Here is a 16,142-nt window from a genome sequence, read left to right on the forward strand (position 1 = left end):
CAGTGAAGCATTAACGAGTCCTCGAGGGGGCTACCCCATGACAGTCGACGTCGCAGCTACGCCCGCGGAAGCGCCGGCGACCAACGGGCATGGCAACGCCCATTCCACGGCCAGCTTCGCGGCGCTGACACTGGGAAGCATCGGTGTCGTCTATGGCGACATCGGCACCAGCCCGCTCTACGCGTTGCGTGAAGCGGTCATGGCTGCGAGCAGCGGCGGCGAACCTGCGCCTCACGCCGTGATGGGGGTGATCTCGCTCATCCTGTGGGCTCTCATCGTCGTCGTAACCCTCAAATACGTCGTGATCCTGCTGCGCGCCGACAACCACGGCGAGGGCGGAACGCTGGCGCTGATGGCGCTCGCCCAGCGCGCGGTCACGCGCGGCGCCAGCGTCATCGTTCTGCTCGGCATCATCTCGGGCGCGCTGTTCTATGGCGATGCGGTGATCACGCCGGCCCTGTCCGTGCTGTCGGCGATCGAGGGCATCAAGCTGGTGACGGCGGCGTTCGATCCCTACGTCGTGCCGCTCACGGTCATCATCCTGGTCATGCTGTTCGCGGTCCAGGTGCGCGGCACGGCCAAGGTGGCAGCGTTCTTCGGCCCGATCATGCTGATCTGGTTCCTGGTGATCGGGATCGCGGCGCTGCCGCCGATCCTGCGTCATCCGGAGGTACTGTGGGCGATCAATCCGATGAAGGCCGTCACCTTCATGCTGCATCACGGTATCATCGGCTTCATCACGCTGGGCGCGGTGTTTCTGGCCGTCACCGGCGCCGAGGCGCTCTATGCCGATCTGGGCCATTTCGGCAAGCGGCCGATCCAGACCGCATGGCTGTTCATCGTGTTGCCGTCGCTGGCGCTGAACTATCTGGGGCAGGGGGCGCTGGTCATCGCAGACGCGAAGGCGATCGAGAACCCGTTCTTCCTGATGTTCCCGGACTGGGCGCTGATCCCGATGGTCGCGCTCGCCACGATGGCGACGGTCATCGCGAGCCAAGCGGTCATCACCGGCGCCTATTCGCTGACGCGGCAGGCGATCCAGCTCGGCCTGCTGCCGCGCTTCGAGATCCGCCACACCTCCGAGGCGCATTCGGGTCAGATCTACATTCCGCGCATCAACAAGCTGCTGCTGATCTCGGTCATGCTGCTGGTGCTGATGTTCAAGTCGTCGAGCGCACTGGCCTCGGCCTACGGCATCTCGGTCACCGGCACGATGGTCGTCACCGCGATGATGGGCTTCGTCGTGATCTGGAAGGTCTGGCGCTGGTCGCCGTTCGCGGCGGCCGCGCTGATCGCGCCGTTCCTCTTCCTGGACCTGACCTTCCTGGCGGCGAACCTCCTGAAGGTGCTCGAAGGCGGCTGGGTGCCGCTGGCGCTGGGCGGCTTCGTGATGACGCTGATGTACACGTGGCGGCGCGGCAGCCGGCTCTTGTTCGACAAGTCGCGCAAGCTCGAGTTCCCGCTCGCCGATCTCGTTGCGATGCTCGAGAAACGTCCGCCGCAGCGGGTGGCGGGAACGGCCGTGTTCCTGACCAGCGATCCCTTGAGCGCGCCAACCGCGCTGATGCACAGCCTCAAGCACTACAAGGTGCTGCACGAGAAGAACGTGATCCTGACCATCGAGACCGCGCCGACGCCGCGCATCGATCCGTCCGAACGCGTTCGCCTCGAGCAGATCAGTCCGACTTTCTCCAAGGTGACGTTGCGCTTCGGCTTCATGGAATCGCCCAACGTGCCGCGCGCGCTGGCGATCGCGCGCAAGCTCGGCTGGCAGTTCGACATCATGTCGACCTCGTTCTTCCTGTCGCGCCGCGCGCTGAAGCCGGCTGCGCATTCGGGCATGCCGCGCTGGCAGGATCACCTGTTCATCTCGATGAGCCGCTCCGCCAACGATGCGACCGACTATTTTCAGATCCCGAGCGGACGGGTGGTGGAGGTCGGCACCCAGGTCACGATCTGAGCTCTGGACCCGCCGCGCCAGTGTGCCGAAGCGCTTGATTTTCGTAGCGTCTGGGGTGAGTTTGGCGGCCGGATCAGGGTCGGTACGGCCCTGCTGAAGGCTTGGAGGATGGGCGTGGCTGTTGTGCACGATTTGACCCCGCAGGACGTGGCCCAGGGGATCGCGGAAGGGCGAATTCTTCTGGTTGACGTGCGAGAGCCGAACGAAGTCGCTGCGGAAGCCTATCCCCACGGCGTCGTCGTTCCGCTGTCGGGCTTCGACCCGAAGCTGATCCCGGATCCCCAAGGCAAGGATGTCGTGTTCGCCTGCCGCTCCGGCAAGCGCTCGGTGACGGCCTCGCTGGCGGCGCAGGCCGCCGGTCTGCCCTACGACAAGCATCTCCAGGGGGGCATGCTCGGCTGGAAGGCGGCCGGCCTGCCGACCAGGACCGGCGGCTGACAGGCAATCATGATCTCGCAGAACAAGGTCTTCGCCGACCTGCCCGTCACCATTTTCGAGCAGATGTCGCAGCTCGCGCGCGACAACAACGCGATCAATCTGGGGCAGGGCTTTCCCGACGATCCGGGCCCGGAGGATATCCGCCGCGCGGCGGCCGACGCCGTCCTCAACGGCTACAACCAGTATCCGTCGATGATGGGCCTGCCCGAGCTGCGCCAGGCCATCGCGGCCCACTACCGGCACTGGCACAAGCTCGATCTCGACCCGATGAGCGAGGTCATGGTCACCTCCGGCGGCACCGAGGCGCTGACGTCGGCGATCCTGTCGGTGGTGGAGCCTGGCGACGAGGTGATCTGCTTCCAGCCGGTCTATGATTCATACTTGCCGATCATCCGCCAGGCCGGCGGCATTCCGCGCCTCGTCCGGCTCGAGCCGCCGCATTGGCGGCTCTCGGAGGAGATGCTGCGGCAGGCGTTCTCGCCGAAGACCAAGGCGGTGCTTTTCAACAACCCGCTCAATCCGGCCGCCGTGGTCTATCCGCGCGAGGACCTCGAGCTGTTGGCGCGCTTCTGCCAGGAGTTCGATGCGGTCGCGATCTGCGACGAGGTCTGGGAGCACGTGGTGTTCGACGGCCGCGCGCACATTCCGCTGATCACCATTCCCGGCATGCGCGACCGCACCATCAAGGTCGGCTCGGCAGGAAAGATCTTCTCGTTGACGGGCTGGAAGATCGGCTTCGTCTGCGCCGCGCCGCATCTGTTGCGCGTCGCCGCCAAGGTGCATCAATTCCTGACCTTCACGACCGCGCCGAACCTGCAGGTCGCGGTCGCCTACGGCCTCGGCAAGTCGGACGACTATTTCGTCAACATGCGCAGCGAGCTCGCGCGCAGCCGCGACCGGCTCACGGCCGGTCTCGAAAGCCTGGGCTTTCCCGTGCTGAAGGCGCAGGGAACCTACTTCCTGACCGTCGACCTTTCGCCGCTCGGCCTCAACGAGACCGACGAGCAGTTCTGCCGCCGCATCGTCCACGACTACAAGGTGGCCGCCATCCCGGTGTCGGCGTTCTACGAGACGGATGCCGTGACCTCCGTGGTGCGGTTCTGCTTCGCCAAGAAGGACGCAACCTTGGATACGGCGTTGGAGCGCCTCTCGGACGCCATCCACCGGCGCTAGGAGACAAGAGTGATGACGCGCGGCTGCATGGGTTCGGCTCTGGCGCTGGCTGTCGCGGCGTTGACGCTTTCCGTACCGGCGGGGCGCGCGGAGGAGCGCGTCGTCAACTTCTACAACTGGTCGAACTACATGGCGCCAGGTGTCCTTGACGACTTCACCAAGGAGACCGGCATCAAGGTCGTCTACGACACGTTCGACGCCAACGAGACCCTGGAGACGCGGCTGCTCGCCGGCAAATCCGGCTACGACGTCGTGGTTCCGACCGCGTATTTCCTGCAGCGCCAGATCAAGGCCAGGATCTTCCAGCCGCTCGACAAGGCGAAGCTGCCGAATCTCGCCAATGCCTGGCCTGTCGTGACCGAGCGTCTCGCCACCTACGATCCCGGCAATCAGTTCGCCGTCAACTACATGTGGGGCACGACCGGGATCGGCTACAACGTCAAGGCGGTCGAGAAGATCCTGGGTCCCGGCGCGCGGATCGACAGCTGGGACATGGTGTTCAAGCCGGAGAACCTCGCCAAGTTCAAGGATTGCGGCGTCCACATGCTGGATTCCGCCGACGACGTCTTTCCGGCGGCGCTCAACTTCCTCGGTCTCGATCCGAACTCGACCAAGCAGGCCGACCTGGAGAAGGCGGGCGACGTGGTCGGCAAGGTTGCGTCGTCTGTCCGCAAGTTTCATTCGTCGGAGTATCTGAGCGCGCTCGCCACCGGCGAGATCTGCCTGGTGGTCGGCTGGTCCGGCGACATCATGCAGGCGCGCAGCCGCGCCGAGGAGGCCAAGAACGGCATCGAGATCGGCTACGCCATCCCGACGGAGGGCGCGCAGATGTTCTTCGACAATTTTGCGATTCCCGCCGACGCCCCGCACGTGGCTGAGGCGTATGCGCTGATCAACTACCTCTACCGCCCTGAGATCGCCGCCAAGAACTCGGACTTCCTGTCCTATGCCAATGGCAACCTGGCCAGCCAGAAGCTGATCGACCCGAAGATCCTCGGCGACAAGAACATCTATCCGGACGAGGCGATGCTGAAGAAGCTGTTCGTCATCACCGCCCGCGATCCGGCCACGCAGCGGACCATCAACCGGTTGTGGACCAAGGTGAAGACGGGGCGGTGACGCGACACCTGGTGTCCGAGACGATTGTCTCTGGATGACAACATCGCGCAACAGTCAGTAGCATGGCGAAGCGTAAAGGATGGCTCGAGCCCGTAGGCGCGTGGGCGCGTACGGGCTCGTCGATGCGGTTGAACCTGACTCGAAAGGGTCACGACCAGCGCTGGAAAACGATGCTGGCGTTGACTCCGCCGAAGCCAAAGCCGTTCGAGATCGCACGGTCCATTCTCATTGATCTCGGTTCACCGCGGACCAGGTCCACACTGTCGGCCGCGGCGTCGGGCGTGGTGATATTGCGGGTCGGCGGCGCGATCTGATCGCGCAGAGCCAGAACGGTGAAGATCGATTCCAGCCCACCGGCTGCTCCGAGGAGATGGCCGGTCGATGACTTTGTCGCGCTCACGGCAATGCGCCTGTCGCACCCGAACACCGCCTTGATCGCTTCGAGCTCGCTGCGATCGCCCGACGGCGTAGAGGTCGAGTGAGCGTTCAGATGCTGCACGTCGCCCGGTTCGAGCCCGGCCTGTCGCAGCGCAGCCTCCATTGCGCGCCGCGCGCCTTCGCCGTCCTCGGGCCCGGACGTGATGTGAAAGGCGTCGCTGGTTGTGCCATAGCCGACGATCTCGGCGATTGGCGACGCCCCGCGTGCAAGCGCATGCTCCAACTCCTCGATCACCAGGACGCCGGCGCCTTCCCCCATGACGAAGCCGTCGCGGTCTCGATCGAACGGCCGGGACGCGCGGTCCGGCGTGTCATTGAAGCGGGTCGATAGCGCCCGAGCCGCGGCGAAACCTCCCAAGCTGACGAGGTCGATGCAGGCCTCCGTGCCGCCACACACCGCAATGTCAGCTTCGCCCGATCGGATCAGGCGTGCTCCATCGCCGATCGCCTGTACGCCCGCTGCGCATGCGGTAACCGGCGTTCCTACGGGCCCCTTGAAGCCAAACCGGATGCTGACATGACCCGCTGCGAGATTGGGCAGGAATGATGGTACTGTGAAAGGCGACAGCCGTTGCACACCTCGCTGCTCGGTGGTCCTGACCGCCTCGACGATAGCCGGAAAACCGCCGATGCCGGACGCGATGATCGTGGCGGTTCGTCCGGCCGCGTGTGCATCAGCGGGCACCCATCCGGCCTGGGCGATCGCCTCGGCGGCAGCCGCCAAGGCGAAAATGATGAACCGGTCCATCCTGCGCTGGTCCTTTGGCGATGCGGCAAGGTCGGCATCGAAGCCACCCTCGGCATCCTCGCTCTTGCTGGGCACGATCCCGGCGACTTTGGCCGGCAAGGCTGCAGCCCATTCGGGTAGCGCGCGGAGTCCCGACCGGCCGGACAGCAGACGCGCCCACGCAAGTTCGACGCCGCATCCCAAAGGGGACACGACACCCAATCCCGTCACGACAATCCGACGCATGCTGCTCTCCTAGCTAGTCTGGCGAGGAAGACGTCTCCGGGCGCATTGCTCTGATCGAGGCGAGACGCTTGCGCATGCCTGCGCTTGCTCGCGGACCAGGGAGAAGCACCGCGTTCGTCGGCGTGATCGGCGTCTTGCTGCAGGCATCCACCACGACCGGATCGAACGTGCGTGCGCTGTTGCGATCAGCCATGACAATCGATTTGCCCTCGGGGGCGAGGTGCCTGTTTCCCCACGCGAACATCGCCACCACGACCGGGAAGAAGTCTTGGCCCTTGGGGGTGAGAACATATTCGTATCGGGGCGGGTGTTCGTTATAGAGCCGCCGTTCGAACATGCCCGTATCGGTGAGATGCGCGAGGCGACGCGACAGGATGTTGGACGCGATACCCAGGCTGTCCTGAAATTCGTCGAAGCGAGTGAGTCCCTGGAACGCGTCGCGCAAGATCAGAATGCTCCACCACTCGCCGACGCACTCGACCGCCCGTGCGGCGGGACATTCCGCAGATTTGAATTTCTTCGGCTGCATACCGCCACCATGCCCGAGTAACTTGCTAATTGCAAGTCACAAGCCAGAGCCGTGCCCGCACACTGGTGCCGGGCGCTTCACACCATGACGGTCGGGCAACGCGGCTCGTCGCTCCCGGCGACTGAGGGGTTCGTCTGCAGGAGGGGTGGACGGCACTTCAGCGAGCTGGCGGCGTCTCGCGCGAGTGATGCGCCGCTTTGATGGCGTCGGCGCGACCAGACGACTGCGTAACCGTCACCGGCCGCGCCGAGATCCATTTAGATCAGCGTTTGGAATGACGGGGTCGTCGAGCTTGACCAGGTCTGGAGGAAAGCCCTCTTGGCGGTCCGCTGTCGCGCGGCGTCCATCTTATGCGCTGACTGGTGCGCGACCTGATCAGGCCCAACGGGCGTGTCCCAGTCGATCGTCAGCCCCGCGCCTTCATCGACCGGAACCGCCCGGCAATGGGCGATCCCCGCCGTTGGCAACCTCTCGGATCACCCCAACCGATGCATGGCGCAGAGCTTGTTGCCGTCGAGGTCGCGCAAGTAGGCGAGGTAAAGCTTGCCCGTCGAACCTTCGCGGATGCCGGGCGGATTTTCGCAGGTGGTGCCGCCGGCTTCCAGGCCCGCTGCATGCCACGCGTCAGCCTGTTCGGGCGAGCTGCAGGCAAAGCCGATGGTGCCGCCATTGGCAGGGGTCGCGGGCTGGCCGTTGATCGGCTTTGACACCGAGAAGATGCCGGTCGGCGTGATGTAGAAGATGCGGTGGCCGTCGACCCTGGCCGGGCGCACGCCCAGCGTCCCCAGCAGCTTGTCGTAGAAGGCCTTGGCCTTGTCGAGGTCGTTGGTGCCGATCATCACATGCGAAAACATTCGCGCTTATCCTCCCTGGAGCTTCCGAACAGCTATCGGATAGGTGGCCAAGGTAGCGGCCGTTGGTGCAAGAGGTAAGGGTTTTGTTCGGATGGGCCGATCGACGGAATGGGATGCTGCGGACCGGCTTCCTCGTGGTGGAATTTGGTGCGGCGCCGACTACCGCCAGCGCCGGTGCAGCCAAAGCCACTGCTCCGGATATTCGCGGATCCAGCCCTCGACGACGTCGGTGACCGCCTGCGTCGTGCCCTGGATGTCGATCTGACCGTCGGCCGTCCGCACCGGCTTCACTTCCTCCGACACTTCGGCGCGGAAGCGATTGCCGGGAAGGCGGATGATGCGGACGCCGTGCACGGGGCATTCGACCTGGCGTAACAGGCGAGCCAGCATCGGATTGGCGCGGGTCTTGCGGCCGAAGAAGGTGACCTCGACGCCACCGGTCAGATACTGATCGACCAGCATGGCAACGTGCTGGCCGTTCTTGAGCGCCTGTGCCAGCCGCAGCGGCGCGTCGCGGCCGGCCGGGACCAGTGTGCCCATCTTGACCTGCCGAATCTCCTGGATGATGCGGTCGGCGGCGGCGATGTTGGGTCGGCGATAAAGGATGGCCGTATCGAGCTTATGGGCGACCGCCGCCAGCGCCGGCATCTCCCAATTGGCGAGATGGCTGGCAAAGATCAGGGCCGGCTTGCCGTCGAGACGGAGCTGATGAAACAGCTCATGGGTGCGCGGCGACAGCTCGATCCGGCTGAGCTCGGGATGCGCCTCGTCGTAATCCCAGATCTTGTCGAGATGGGCGAACTCGGCGCCGACGCGGCCGAGATTGTCCCACACGCCGGCGAGGATCTTCTCGATCTCCGCGGGCGATTTCTCCGGGAAGGCCGCGGTGAGATTGTCGCGACCGATGCGCTGCTCGCGCAGGCGTGGCCCGATCATCTGCGCGATGCGCGCGAAGCGGTCGGCCGTCTTCTGCGGGTCGAAATAGCGCGTGGTCCTGAGCATGCCGACCGTCAGCGCGCCGACGGCGGAAGCCCCGGCCGACTTCACGACTCGGCGGATCACGAGCTTGGTCCGGAGTGGCAGGAGACTCATCGATGGCAGCGGCGGATCAGGCCGGTTCGCGCGTCAGGATCAGCGAGGCGTTCTGGCCGCCGAAGCCGAACGAATTCGACATCACGGTGGTGACCCGCGCGTCGCGGGCCTTGTTGCCGACCACGTCGAACAGGATCGCGGGATCCGGAATGTCGTAGTTGATGGTCGGCGGAATCCGCTGATGCTCGAGCGTCTGCAGCGAGAAGATCGCCTCGACCGCGCCGGCCGCCGAGATCGTATGCCCGACCATCGACTTGTTCGACGACACCGGGATCTTGCCGGTGTGCTCGCCGAACACCGCGGAGACGCCGACATATTCCATCTTGTCGTTCTCGGGCGTCGCGGTGCCGTGGGCGTTGATGTGGTCGATCTGCTCCGGCGCCATGCCGGCGTCGGCCAGCGCCTTGCGGATGCAGCCGATGATCGGCTTGCCGTCCGGCGAGGAGCGGGTGCGGTGGAAGGAGTCGGTCAGCTCGCCGCAGCCGGCGACGACGCCGAGGATCTTGGCGCCGCGCGCGACCGCCGCATCATAGCTCTCCAGCACCAGCGCCCCGGCGCCCTCGGCCATCACGAAGCCATCGCGGTTCTTCGAGAACGGCTTCGAGGCGCCTTGCGGCGGGTCGTTCTGGGTCGACAGCGCCGACAGCAGCGAGAAGCGCACGAGCCCCTCCGGATTGACCGAGCCCTCGGTGGCGGCGCACAGCGCGACGTCGGTCTCACCGCGTCGAATGGCTTCGACGCCGAGCTGGATCGCGGTCGCGCCCGAGGCGCAGGCGGTCGACAGCGAGATCGGCGAGCCCTTGGTGCCGAATGTGTCCGACAGCGAATCCGCCACCGAGCCGAACAGGAAGCGGTGGTGATAGTTGACGAACTTGCCGCCGCCGCAGACCTTCAGCAGGTCGTCATAGGTGAACTGGGTGCCGCCGACCTCGTGCGCGAGCTCGAGCCGCTGCGGCCATTCGATCTCGACCGGGGCGACGGCGAGAAACAGCGGCCCCGGGAAGTCGCCCTTGGAGCCGATCCCGGCCTGCGCGATGGCTTCCTCAACGGCCATGTGGCCCAGCCGTTCGGACAGACCCGTCGACGTGAACGGGGCCACGGGAACGAAGTCCACCGTGCCGGCCATCGTCGTCTTCAGGCCGTCGATCGGGAAGCGCGTGATGGTGCGGATGCCGGACTCGCCCGCAACGAGCTTGTTCCAATTGTCCGACTTGCCGGCCCCGAGCGAGGTGACGATCCCCATCCCGGTCACGACCACGATGGGACGTCCAAACTTGTCGCGTACACTCATGATGTCCCCCGTCGTGAATCGGTCTGCCGAGCCGCGTTCACTTGACTGCTTCGACCAAGGCCATGCCTTCGCCGCGGTAATGGCCGGCGCCGACCACTACGATCTGGGTCGGAGCCTCCTTCATGTCCGCCTCGACGCCCGAGGAGTCGCCCGGTGCGAACAGGGCACCGCGCGAGATCGACAGCGCCGCCAGCGCGAGATCGAGCGCGAAATGCGCCTCCATCGTGTGGCCGAAGCGGGTGCCGCTCGAGCGCACGGCGTAGGATTTGTGATGGTCGAGGAACGCGCGTTCCTCCGACGTCACGGGCTCGGCACCGGTCGCGCCGGTGATGATCGCGCCCGGCGCGTCATGCACGTCCAGCGCCGACCAAAGGCGGTCGAGCGTCCCGGTGACGGCACCTGCCTCCTTGCGGCGGGCGCGGTCGGCGACGACCTTGCTGAGCCGCGCCAGCGGCTTGGCGCCGCGGGCCTCGGCATGCGGCTTGGATTCCAGCACCAGGAACGCGCCGGCCGATCCGAGCGCGAAGCCCGGATGGTCCTTGCGGGCCCAGACCGGCTTGAACTCGTTCTTCAGATTGTAGTCGCCGAACTCGTACAGCACGAGCAGATCCTTGCGCTCGCCATTGTGCGAGCCGCCGACCAGCGCGATGTCGCTCTGGCCGCCGGCGATGCGGGCCAGCGCGATCTTGAAGGCGTCGACGCCCGCAACCTCCTCGCCCATGAAGGTGCGCGAGGTGCCGCAGACGCCGTGCGAGATCGCGATGTTGCCGGCGAGCAGGTTGGACAACTGCGCCAGGAACAGGGTCGGGCGCAGGTCGTTCATCAGCCGGTCGTTCAGGAAGCCGGGCGTGCAATTGCCCTGGGCTTCCGCGTTGAGGATCGCGATGTCGACGGAGATGTCGCGCTCGCCGCCGCCCGCGGCCACGATCATGTCCATCCGGGACAGGATGTCCTTGTTGCCCTTGAGGCCGGCGGAATCCAGCGCCAGCCCGGCGGCATAGGTGCCGATGCGCTGCCACGCCTCCATCTGGCGCTGCTCCTTCTTGGGGATCTGCGCTTCCAGATTCACCTTGGCCCAGGGATGCACGATGTAGGGCGCGAAACCCTGCTCGTCGATGTTGATCTGGCCGGAGTTGAGGGCGTCCCAGTTCGCATCGAGTCCCTCGCCAAGTGAGGTCGCAAGACCGATACCGGTGATCCAGACTTCGACGGGATTGGAGGTCACGGCTGTCGTCTCACTCATCGCTGCAGGACCTGTTGCGGAAAGCCGACGCGCTCGGCGACGGCGTCCATGTGTCCGCGCAGCTCCGGATTGGGGAAGGGGACGTGGCTGAAAGTGATCGTCGCGTTCGAGCGCAGCTTGCCGCCGACCTTCACGCGCGCTTCGGTCACGGCGTAGCCGGAGCCCTCGTGCAGCACGTTGGCCTCGACGGTCAGCACCTCGCCCGGCGACACGAAGCCGCGCATCTTGGCTTCCTTCACGGCGGCGAGGAACGGCATCCGCTCGAACTTCATCAGCGCGAGCAGCAGCCAGCCGGACGTCTGGGCCATGGACTCGATCAAGAGAACACCGGGCATGATCGGATAGCCCGGAAAGTGTCCTTCGAAGATCGTGCTCTCGGTGGGAACCTTGGCTTCGACAGTGATGGCCTTCTCGTCCAGTCGGAGGTCAAGAATGCGGTCGATGAGCAGGAAATATTCGATTTGCATGGCGGGCGCTCAGGCGCCCTTGGCGGCGACCAGCTCGTCGATGCGGGCGCACAGGTTCTTCAGCACGAAATACTGCTCGGTGCTGGCTTTGCCGTCGTTGACTTCCTGCGTCCACTTCTCGAGCGGCAGCTTGATCCCGAAGGCCTTGTCGATCGCAAACGCGATGTCGAGGAAATCGAGGCTGTCGATGCCCAGATCGTCGATGGCGTGGCTATCCGGCGTGATCGTGTCGCGCGGGATGTCGCAGGTTTCAGCGATGATCGTGGCGACCTGATCGAATGTTGAGGACATCACTAAGCCTTTGATATTTTGGAGCTAATCCGGTAGGTGGCGACGGGAGGACACCGCGCCCCCGGGGCCGTCTGATGCGAGCCCTTCTACCCCCCCGCCGCCCGGGAGTCGTGTGCCCGTATATCGGAGCGACGCGGTGAGTTCAATGGAGCCGGACACGGCGGTTGTGGCGGGATTGTGATGCTCCGCCGCTGGCGGCCGAGAGGCGTCCAGCAGGGATCAGGGCGTGTAGGTCTCGGTGATGATGCGGGCGCAGTCGCGCCGTCCGGTCAGCAGGCAGTCCTGGGTCTTGCGCAGGTCGGCAATGCTCATCGCCAGCCAGATGCCGATCGCGGTCAACGCGACCGTGAAGGCGATCGCCGCGATGTTGGCCAGGATGCGGTGCCGGAAATCGTCGGGCTCTTCGCGCGGCTGCTCATATCGGGAGAGATCGAGTGTCGGCCGCTCGCGCCGATGCAGCTGAATCGGTGGGCTGCCGCCCTCGGTCACGCGCCGCACCGGACTGCTGCGCGGCCGGAACGGCACCACGCGATGCTCCTCCTCCGCTGCAATGGGGCGCTGGGACTTCATGCCTCGACTCCGATGGTCCTTTTTAGCACGCGGGCCCAACCTCTCACAAAGAAACTTTGCCACAATTGAGCTGCATCAGCAAAACATCTCCCTCCTCGGATCCATCCAATCGGTGCCCGCTCCGCGGGTGATTGGAACCTGCCGCGGCCGGTCCGAACGGCGTCGCAGCTACGGGCAGATGCACTGGAACGGCTCGGCAGGCGTGGCATAATGCTGATCATCCCCCGGGAGCCCAGGCCATGGCCAATACCCGCGAGCCGCTGCTTCATCCCGTGCCGATCCTGTCGCTGCGCCCGACGCAGATGACCGTCGGCATGCGCGAAGTGAAGGAGAAGCGCGAGCGCTGGCGCGAGCACAAGTCGAAGAAGAAGCAGGCCGAGCTGCTCGGCAAGCACATGATCCCGGTGGTGCTCGGTCCCGACCAGCGGCACTACGTCGTCGACCACCATCACCTCGCCCGCGCGCTCCATGACGAGGGCGTCAAGGACGTGCTGGTCACGGTGATCGGCGATCTGTCGATGGTCGATCGCGAGGCGTTCTGGGGCGTGATGGACAACAAGCGTTGGGCCTATCCTTACGACGCCAAGGGCGAGCGGCGGCATTTCAAGGACCTGCCGAAGACCGTCGCGGATATGAAGGACGATCCGTTCCGCAGCCTGGCCGGCGAGTTGCGCCGCGCCGGCGGCTTTGCCAAGGACACGACGCCGTTCAGCGAGTTCCTATGGGCCGACTTCCTGCGCCGCAAGGTCAAGCGCAAGACGGTCGAGACCCATTTCGCCGCCGCCATGGAGCACGCGCTGGCGGCCGCAAAGAGCCACGACGCCGTCTATCTGCCCGGCTGGTGCGGACCCGCGTCGGACGACTGACTGGCTCACTTCGCCTTGGGCAGCCGCCCCATCAGATAGAACTCGTCGTTGGGCCGCATGCCCGTGACATTTGCCATCCGGTTCGACAACGCGAAGAACGCCGCGATTGCGGCGATGTCCCAGATGTCGTCGTCGCTGAAACCGTGGCCGGCCAGCGCCTTGAAATCGGCGTCCCCGACCGTCTGCGCTTCCAGCGCCACCTTCATTGCGAAATCGAGCATCGCCCGCTGCCGCGGCGTGATGTCCGCTTTCCGGTAGTTGATCGCGATCTGGTCGGCGAGCAGGGGATTCTTGGCGCGGATGCGCAGGATCGCGCCGTGCGCGATCACGCAGTACTGGCACTGGTTGGCGCTCGACGTCGCGACAACGATCATCTCGCGCTCGGCTTTGGTCAGCCCGCCGTCCTTCTCCATCAGCGCGTCGTGATACGCAAAGAACGCGCGGAACTCGTCCGGCCGGTGCGCGAGTGTCAGGAACACGTTGGGCACGAAGCCGCTCTTCTCCTGCACGCCGAGCAGCCGGGTGCGGATGTCGTCCGGCAGGGCTTCGATTGCGGGAACGGGAAAGCGGCTGATGGCGGGCTGGGTCATGGCAACGGGTCCGGCATGTGTGGCAGGGGACGAACCTTAGTGGATCGCGGCGCAGGCGCAACGTTCCAGCTCAGCCCATCACCTCGCCCCGTGGCGGAATGCCCGCGACACCTTCTCGAAGGCGTCGTCGATCGAGATTTGAGAGGGGCCGCCGCCGTATTTAGCGCAGCGGCTTCTTCAGCAGCGAGAAGCGGTCCGGATCGAGGCCCATCGAGGGCTGCAGCATCGGCGCGTCCAGCGAGGCCGACAGGTTGCCGCGATCTCCGAGGCTGCCGGCGCCGCTGTCGCCGCTCGCAGCGTCGCGGCTCGAGGTCGCTCCGCGCCAGCGCTCCAGCACGGCACTGACGAAATGCATGTCGTGTCCGGCATTGACCGAGCGGACAGTCGCGATCGTCGCCTCGCTGCGCGGCAATTGATGCAGCGGCACCTCCTTGAAGCGCAGTCGGGTTGGTAGCGCGACGCCTTCGCCGAAGGCCAGCACCTCGCGGGTGCCGAGCGAGGGAACGAAGGAGAGCAGGTTGGCGGCGGCGTCGGAGACCGCCGAGCGCAGCAGCGACTGGTCGCGCTCGTTGGCGAGGCGCATCGTGAACAGCGTGTTGCACTGGGAGATGATGGTGGCGTCGAGCTCGGCCGGCCGCTGGGTGATCAGGCCGAGATAGACGCCGTATTTGCGGCCTTCCTTGGCGATGCGCGAGATCGCCTTGCGGGTCGGACCGAAGCCGATCGAACGGTCTGCGGAGGCGTAGCGGTGCGCTTCCTCGCAGACGAACAGCAGCGGCGAGACGCCGTCGCTCCACAGGCCGAAATCGAACGCCATGCGGCACACGACCGAGACGACGGAATCGACGACCTCGGCCGGGAAGCCGGCGAGCTGCATCACCGTCATCGGGCGGCCGTTGGCCGGCAGGCGGAACAGATGGCTGATGACCTCCGCCATGGTGTCGCCGCCGACATTGGCGTTGTCGAACATGAAGGCGTAGCGCGGGTCGTTGCGCACGGTCTCGATGCGCGAGATCAGCTTGTGATAGATGATGCGCGAGGAGCGGTTCTCCAGCTTGCCCATGCGCTCGTCGATCAGGTTGATGAGGTCGACAAGGCGGTAGGGCACCGGCGTATCGACGGTGTAGCCGACCATCTTGGGATCGACGCGCTTGAGCCCGATGCGGTCCGTATTCTGGTATTGGGTGTAGATGCCCTTCGCCAGCGGGATCACCTCGGCGAGGATGTCGAGCTCCTCCGGCACGCCGGGCCGGCCGCCGAACAGGACGTCGACGATCTCCTCGAAATTGAACAGCCAGAACGGCAGCTTCAGATTGCGGGGGTTCAGCACCAGCGCGCGCTCGCCGAAGCAGCGGCCATATTCGTTGTGGACGTCGAGCAGGAAGATGCGCAGGTTCGGCCGCGCCTTGAGGATCTCGTTGAGCAAGAGCGACACGCCCGTCGATTTGCCGACGCCGGTCGAACCGAGCACGGCGAAGTGTTTCGACAGCATTTCCTCGACGTTGACACAGGCGCGCACGGAGGTGTCCTGCTGCAGCGCGCCGATGTCGATGTGGTCGCCGGCGGTCGGCGTGTAGATCGTGCGCAGCTCCTCGCTCGTGATCATGTCGACGGCGTCGCCGATGGTCGGGTAGTGGGTGACGCCGCGCTGGAACTTGGGCCGTTCGGCCGGTCCGAGGATCTCGCCCAGCAGGTCCACCGACGCCGTCGCGACGTATTCGCTGGCATGCGACAGGTCTTCGCTGGTCACCTCGGTGATGATCGCAATGATCGTGGCGCTCGGGCAGCGAATGCTGATGAAACGGCCGACTGTGGCGCGGATATCGGAAACGGTCATCTGCTGGGTCGACAGAATGCCGACGCGGGCCTGGGAGCCCCGCACCGAGATCACGCGTCCGAAGGATGTCACGGTCATGAAACCTGTGGTGAATTGTTGAGCTGACACCTTCTCTGCTGGGACTGGAAAATTTGTTAAGCGGGCAATGTTTGTGAACGTGCTGCCGCCCAGCCCGGCGGTCCGGAGGGGCGCGCGGAGCGTTGCGAATGCACCTTCTCAATGGCGCCTAACACCTTGCGGCATAAGGCTTTCTGCATCCTTCCCTAAAGCGTCGCGCGAGCCGCTCGGATTAACGTCCGGTTCACCATCTCCAAGGCTCTTCCTGGAGGCTCTTCCTGTAAGGCTCTTCAGCTCTGGGGCGCCGGCGTGGATGGACCGTCGAGGCTCCTTTGAATGATCCCGTGCCGATCG

Annotated in this window: 16 protein-coding genes; 5 read left to right on the top strand and 11 right to left on the bottom strand. The window is 65.4% G+C overall.

The genetic code is table 11. The features are described 5' to 3' along the window. Positions 1-37 precede the first annotated feature (37 nt). From QX070_RS24235 to QX070_RS24250, 4 genes are all read left to right on the top strand, one after another. Positions 38-1,960, top strand: a complete 1,923-nt coding sequence (locus tag QX070_RS24235) for a potassium transporter Kup (protein ID WP_315739669.1) — start codon at positions 38-40, stop codon at positions 1,958-1,960. Positions 1,961-2,068: 108 nt separating this feature from the next. Continuing rightward, on the top strand, positions 2,069-2,398 hold the full coding sequence (locus tag QX070_RS24240; RefSeq protein WP_315739670.1) for a rhodanese-like domain-containing protein: 330 nt from the start codon (positions 2,069-2,071) through the stop codon (positions 2,396-2,398). Positions 2,399-2,407: 9 nt separating this feature from the next. Beyond that, positions 2,408-3,571 (top strand): aminotransferase, encoded by a 1,164-nt coding sequence (locus QX070_RS24245; RefSeq protein ID WP_315739671.1) that lies wholly within the window; start codon positions 2,408-2,410, stop codon positions 3,569-3,571. Between the two features lie 12 nt (positions 3,572-3,583). After that, complete coding sequence (locus tag QX070_RS24250; protein ID WP_315739672.1) at positions 3,584-4,690, top strand: polyamine ABC transporter substrate-binding protein; 1,107 nt, start codon at positions 3,584-3,586, stop codon at positions 4,688-4,690. Between the two features lie 148 nt (positions 4,691-4,838). Here the strand turns inward: QX070_RS24250 and fabF are convergent, their stop codons facing one another. From fabF to QX070_RS24295, 9 genes are all read right to left on the bottom strand, one after another. After that, positions 4,839-6,101: a beta-ketoacyl-ACP synthase II gene (gene fabF, locus QX070_RS24255; protein ID WP_315739673.1), complete on the bottom strand. Its 1,263-nt coding sequence runs from the start codon at positions 6,099-6,101 to the stop codon at positions 4,839-4,841. Positions 6,102-6,114: 13 nt separating this feature from the next. After that, positions 6,115-6,630 carry a helix-turn-helix domain-containing protein gene (locus QX070_RS24260; RefSeq protein ID WP_315739674.1) on the bottom strand — a complete coding sequence of 172 codons (516 nt, stop codon included), beginning with the start codon at positions 6,628-6,630 and terminating at the stop codon, positions 6,115-6,117. A gap of 476 nt (positions 6,631-7,106) precedes the next feature. Continuing rightward, positions 7,107-7,484: a VOC family protein gene (locus QX070_RS24265; protein ID WP_315739675.1), complete on the bottom strand. Its 378-nt coding sequence runs from the start codon at positions 7,482-7,484 to the stop codon at positions 7,107-7,109. Positions 7,485-7,643: 159 nt separating this feature from the next. Beyond that, positions 7,644-8,576: a lipid A biosynthesis lauroyl acyltransferase gene (locus QX070_RS24270; RefSeq protein WP_315739676.1), complete on the bottom strand. Its 933-nt coding sequence runs from the start codon at positions 8,574-8,576 to the stop codon at positions 7,644-7,646. Between the two features lie 16 nt (positions 8,577-8,592). Then, positions 8,593-9,867: a beta-ketoacyl-ACP synthase gene (locus tag QX070_RS24275; protein ID WP_409997704.1), complete on the bottom strand. Its 1,275-nt coding sequence runs from the start codon at positions 9,865-9,867 to the stop codon at positions 8,593-8,595. 37 nt (positions 9,868-9,904) lie between these two features. Further along, a complete protein-coding gene (locus QX070_RS24280) occupies positions 9,905-11,110 on the bottom strand; it encodes a beta-ketoacyl-ACP synthase (RefSeq protein WP_315739677.1) in 1,206 nt (401 codons plus the stop codon). After that, positions 11,107-11,577, bottom strand: coding sequence for a 3-hydroxyacyl-ACP dehydratase FabZ family protein (locus tag QX070_RS24285; protein ID WP_315739678.1), 471 nt, complete (start codon positions 11,575-11,577; stop codon positions 11,107-11,109). Before QX070_RS24285 ends, QX070_RS24280 begins: the two co-directional genes overlap by 4 nt. A gap of 9 nt (positions 11,578-11,586) precedes the next feature. Continuing rightward, complete coding sequence (locus QX070_RS24290) at positions 11,587-11,868, bottom strand: acyl carrier protein (RefSeq protein WP_006609130.1); 282 nt, start codon at positions 11,866-11,868, stop codon at positions 11,587-11,589. A gap of 219 nt (positions 11,869-12,087) precedes the next feature. Further along, complete coding sequence (locus QX070_RS24295) at positions 12,088-12,438, bottom strand: hypothetical protein (RefSeq protein ID WP_315739679.1); 351 nt, start codon at positions 12,436-12,438, stop codon at positions 12,088-12,090. Positions 12,439-12,677: 239 nt separating this feature from the next. On the opposite strand from QX070_RS24295, the gene QX070_RS24300 reads away from it, so the two are divergent. Further along, positions 12,678-13,304 carry a ParB-like protein gene (locus tag QX070_RS24300; protein WP_315739680.1) on the top strand — a complete coding sequence of 209 codons (627 nt, stop codon included), beginning with the start codon at positions 12,678-12,680 and terminating at the stop codon, positions 13,302-13,304. A gap of 5 nt (positions 13,305-13,309) precedes the next feature. On the opposite strand, the gene QX070_RS24305 is transcribed toward QX070_RS24300, so the two are convergent. Together QX070_RS24305 and QX070_RS24310 are read right to left on the bottom strand one after the other, a co-directional pair. Beyond that, a complete protein-coding gene (locus tag QX070_RS24305) occupies positions 13,310-13,894 on the bottom strand; it encodes a peroxidase-related enzyme (protein ID WP_315739681.1) in 585 nt (194 codons plus the stop codon). 160 nt (positions 13,895-14,054) lie between these two features. Then, positions 14,055-15,809 carry an ATP-binding protein gene (locus QX070_RS24310; protein WP_315739682.1) on the bottom strand — a complete coding sequence of 585 codons (1,755 nt, stop codon included), beginning with the start codon at positions 15,807-15,809 and terminating at the stop codon, positions 14,055-14,057. Positions 15,810-16,142 lie beyond the last annotated feature (333 nt).

Origin of the sequence: Bradyrhizobium sp. SZCCHNR1093 (assembly GCF_032381175.1) — a bacterium.
Taxonomy (GTDB): domain Bacteria; phylum Pseudomonadota; class Alphaproteobacteria; order Rhizobiales; family Xanthobacteraceae; genus Bradyrhizobium.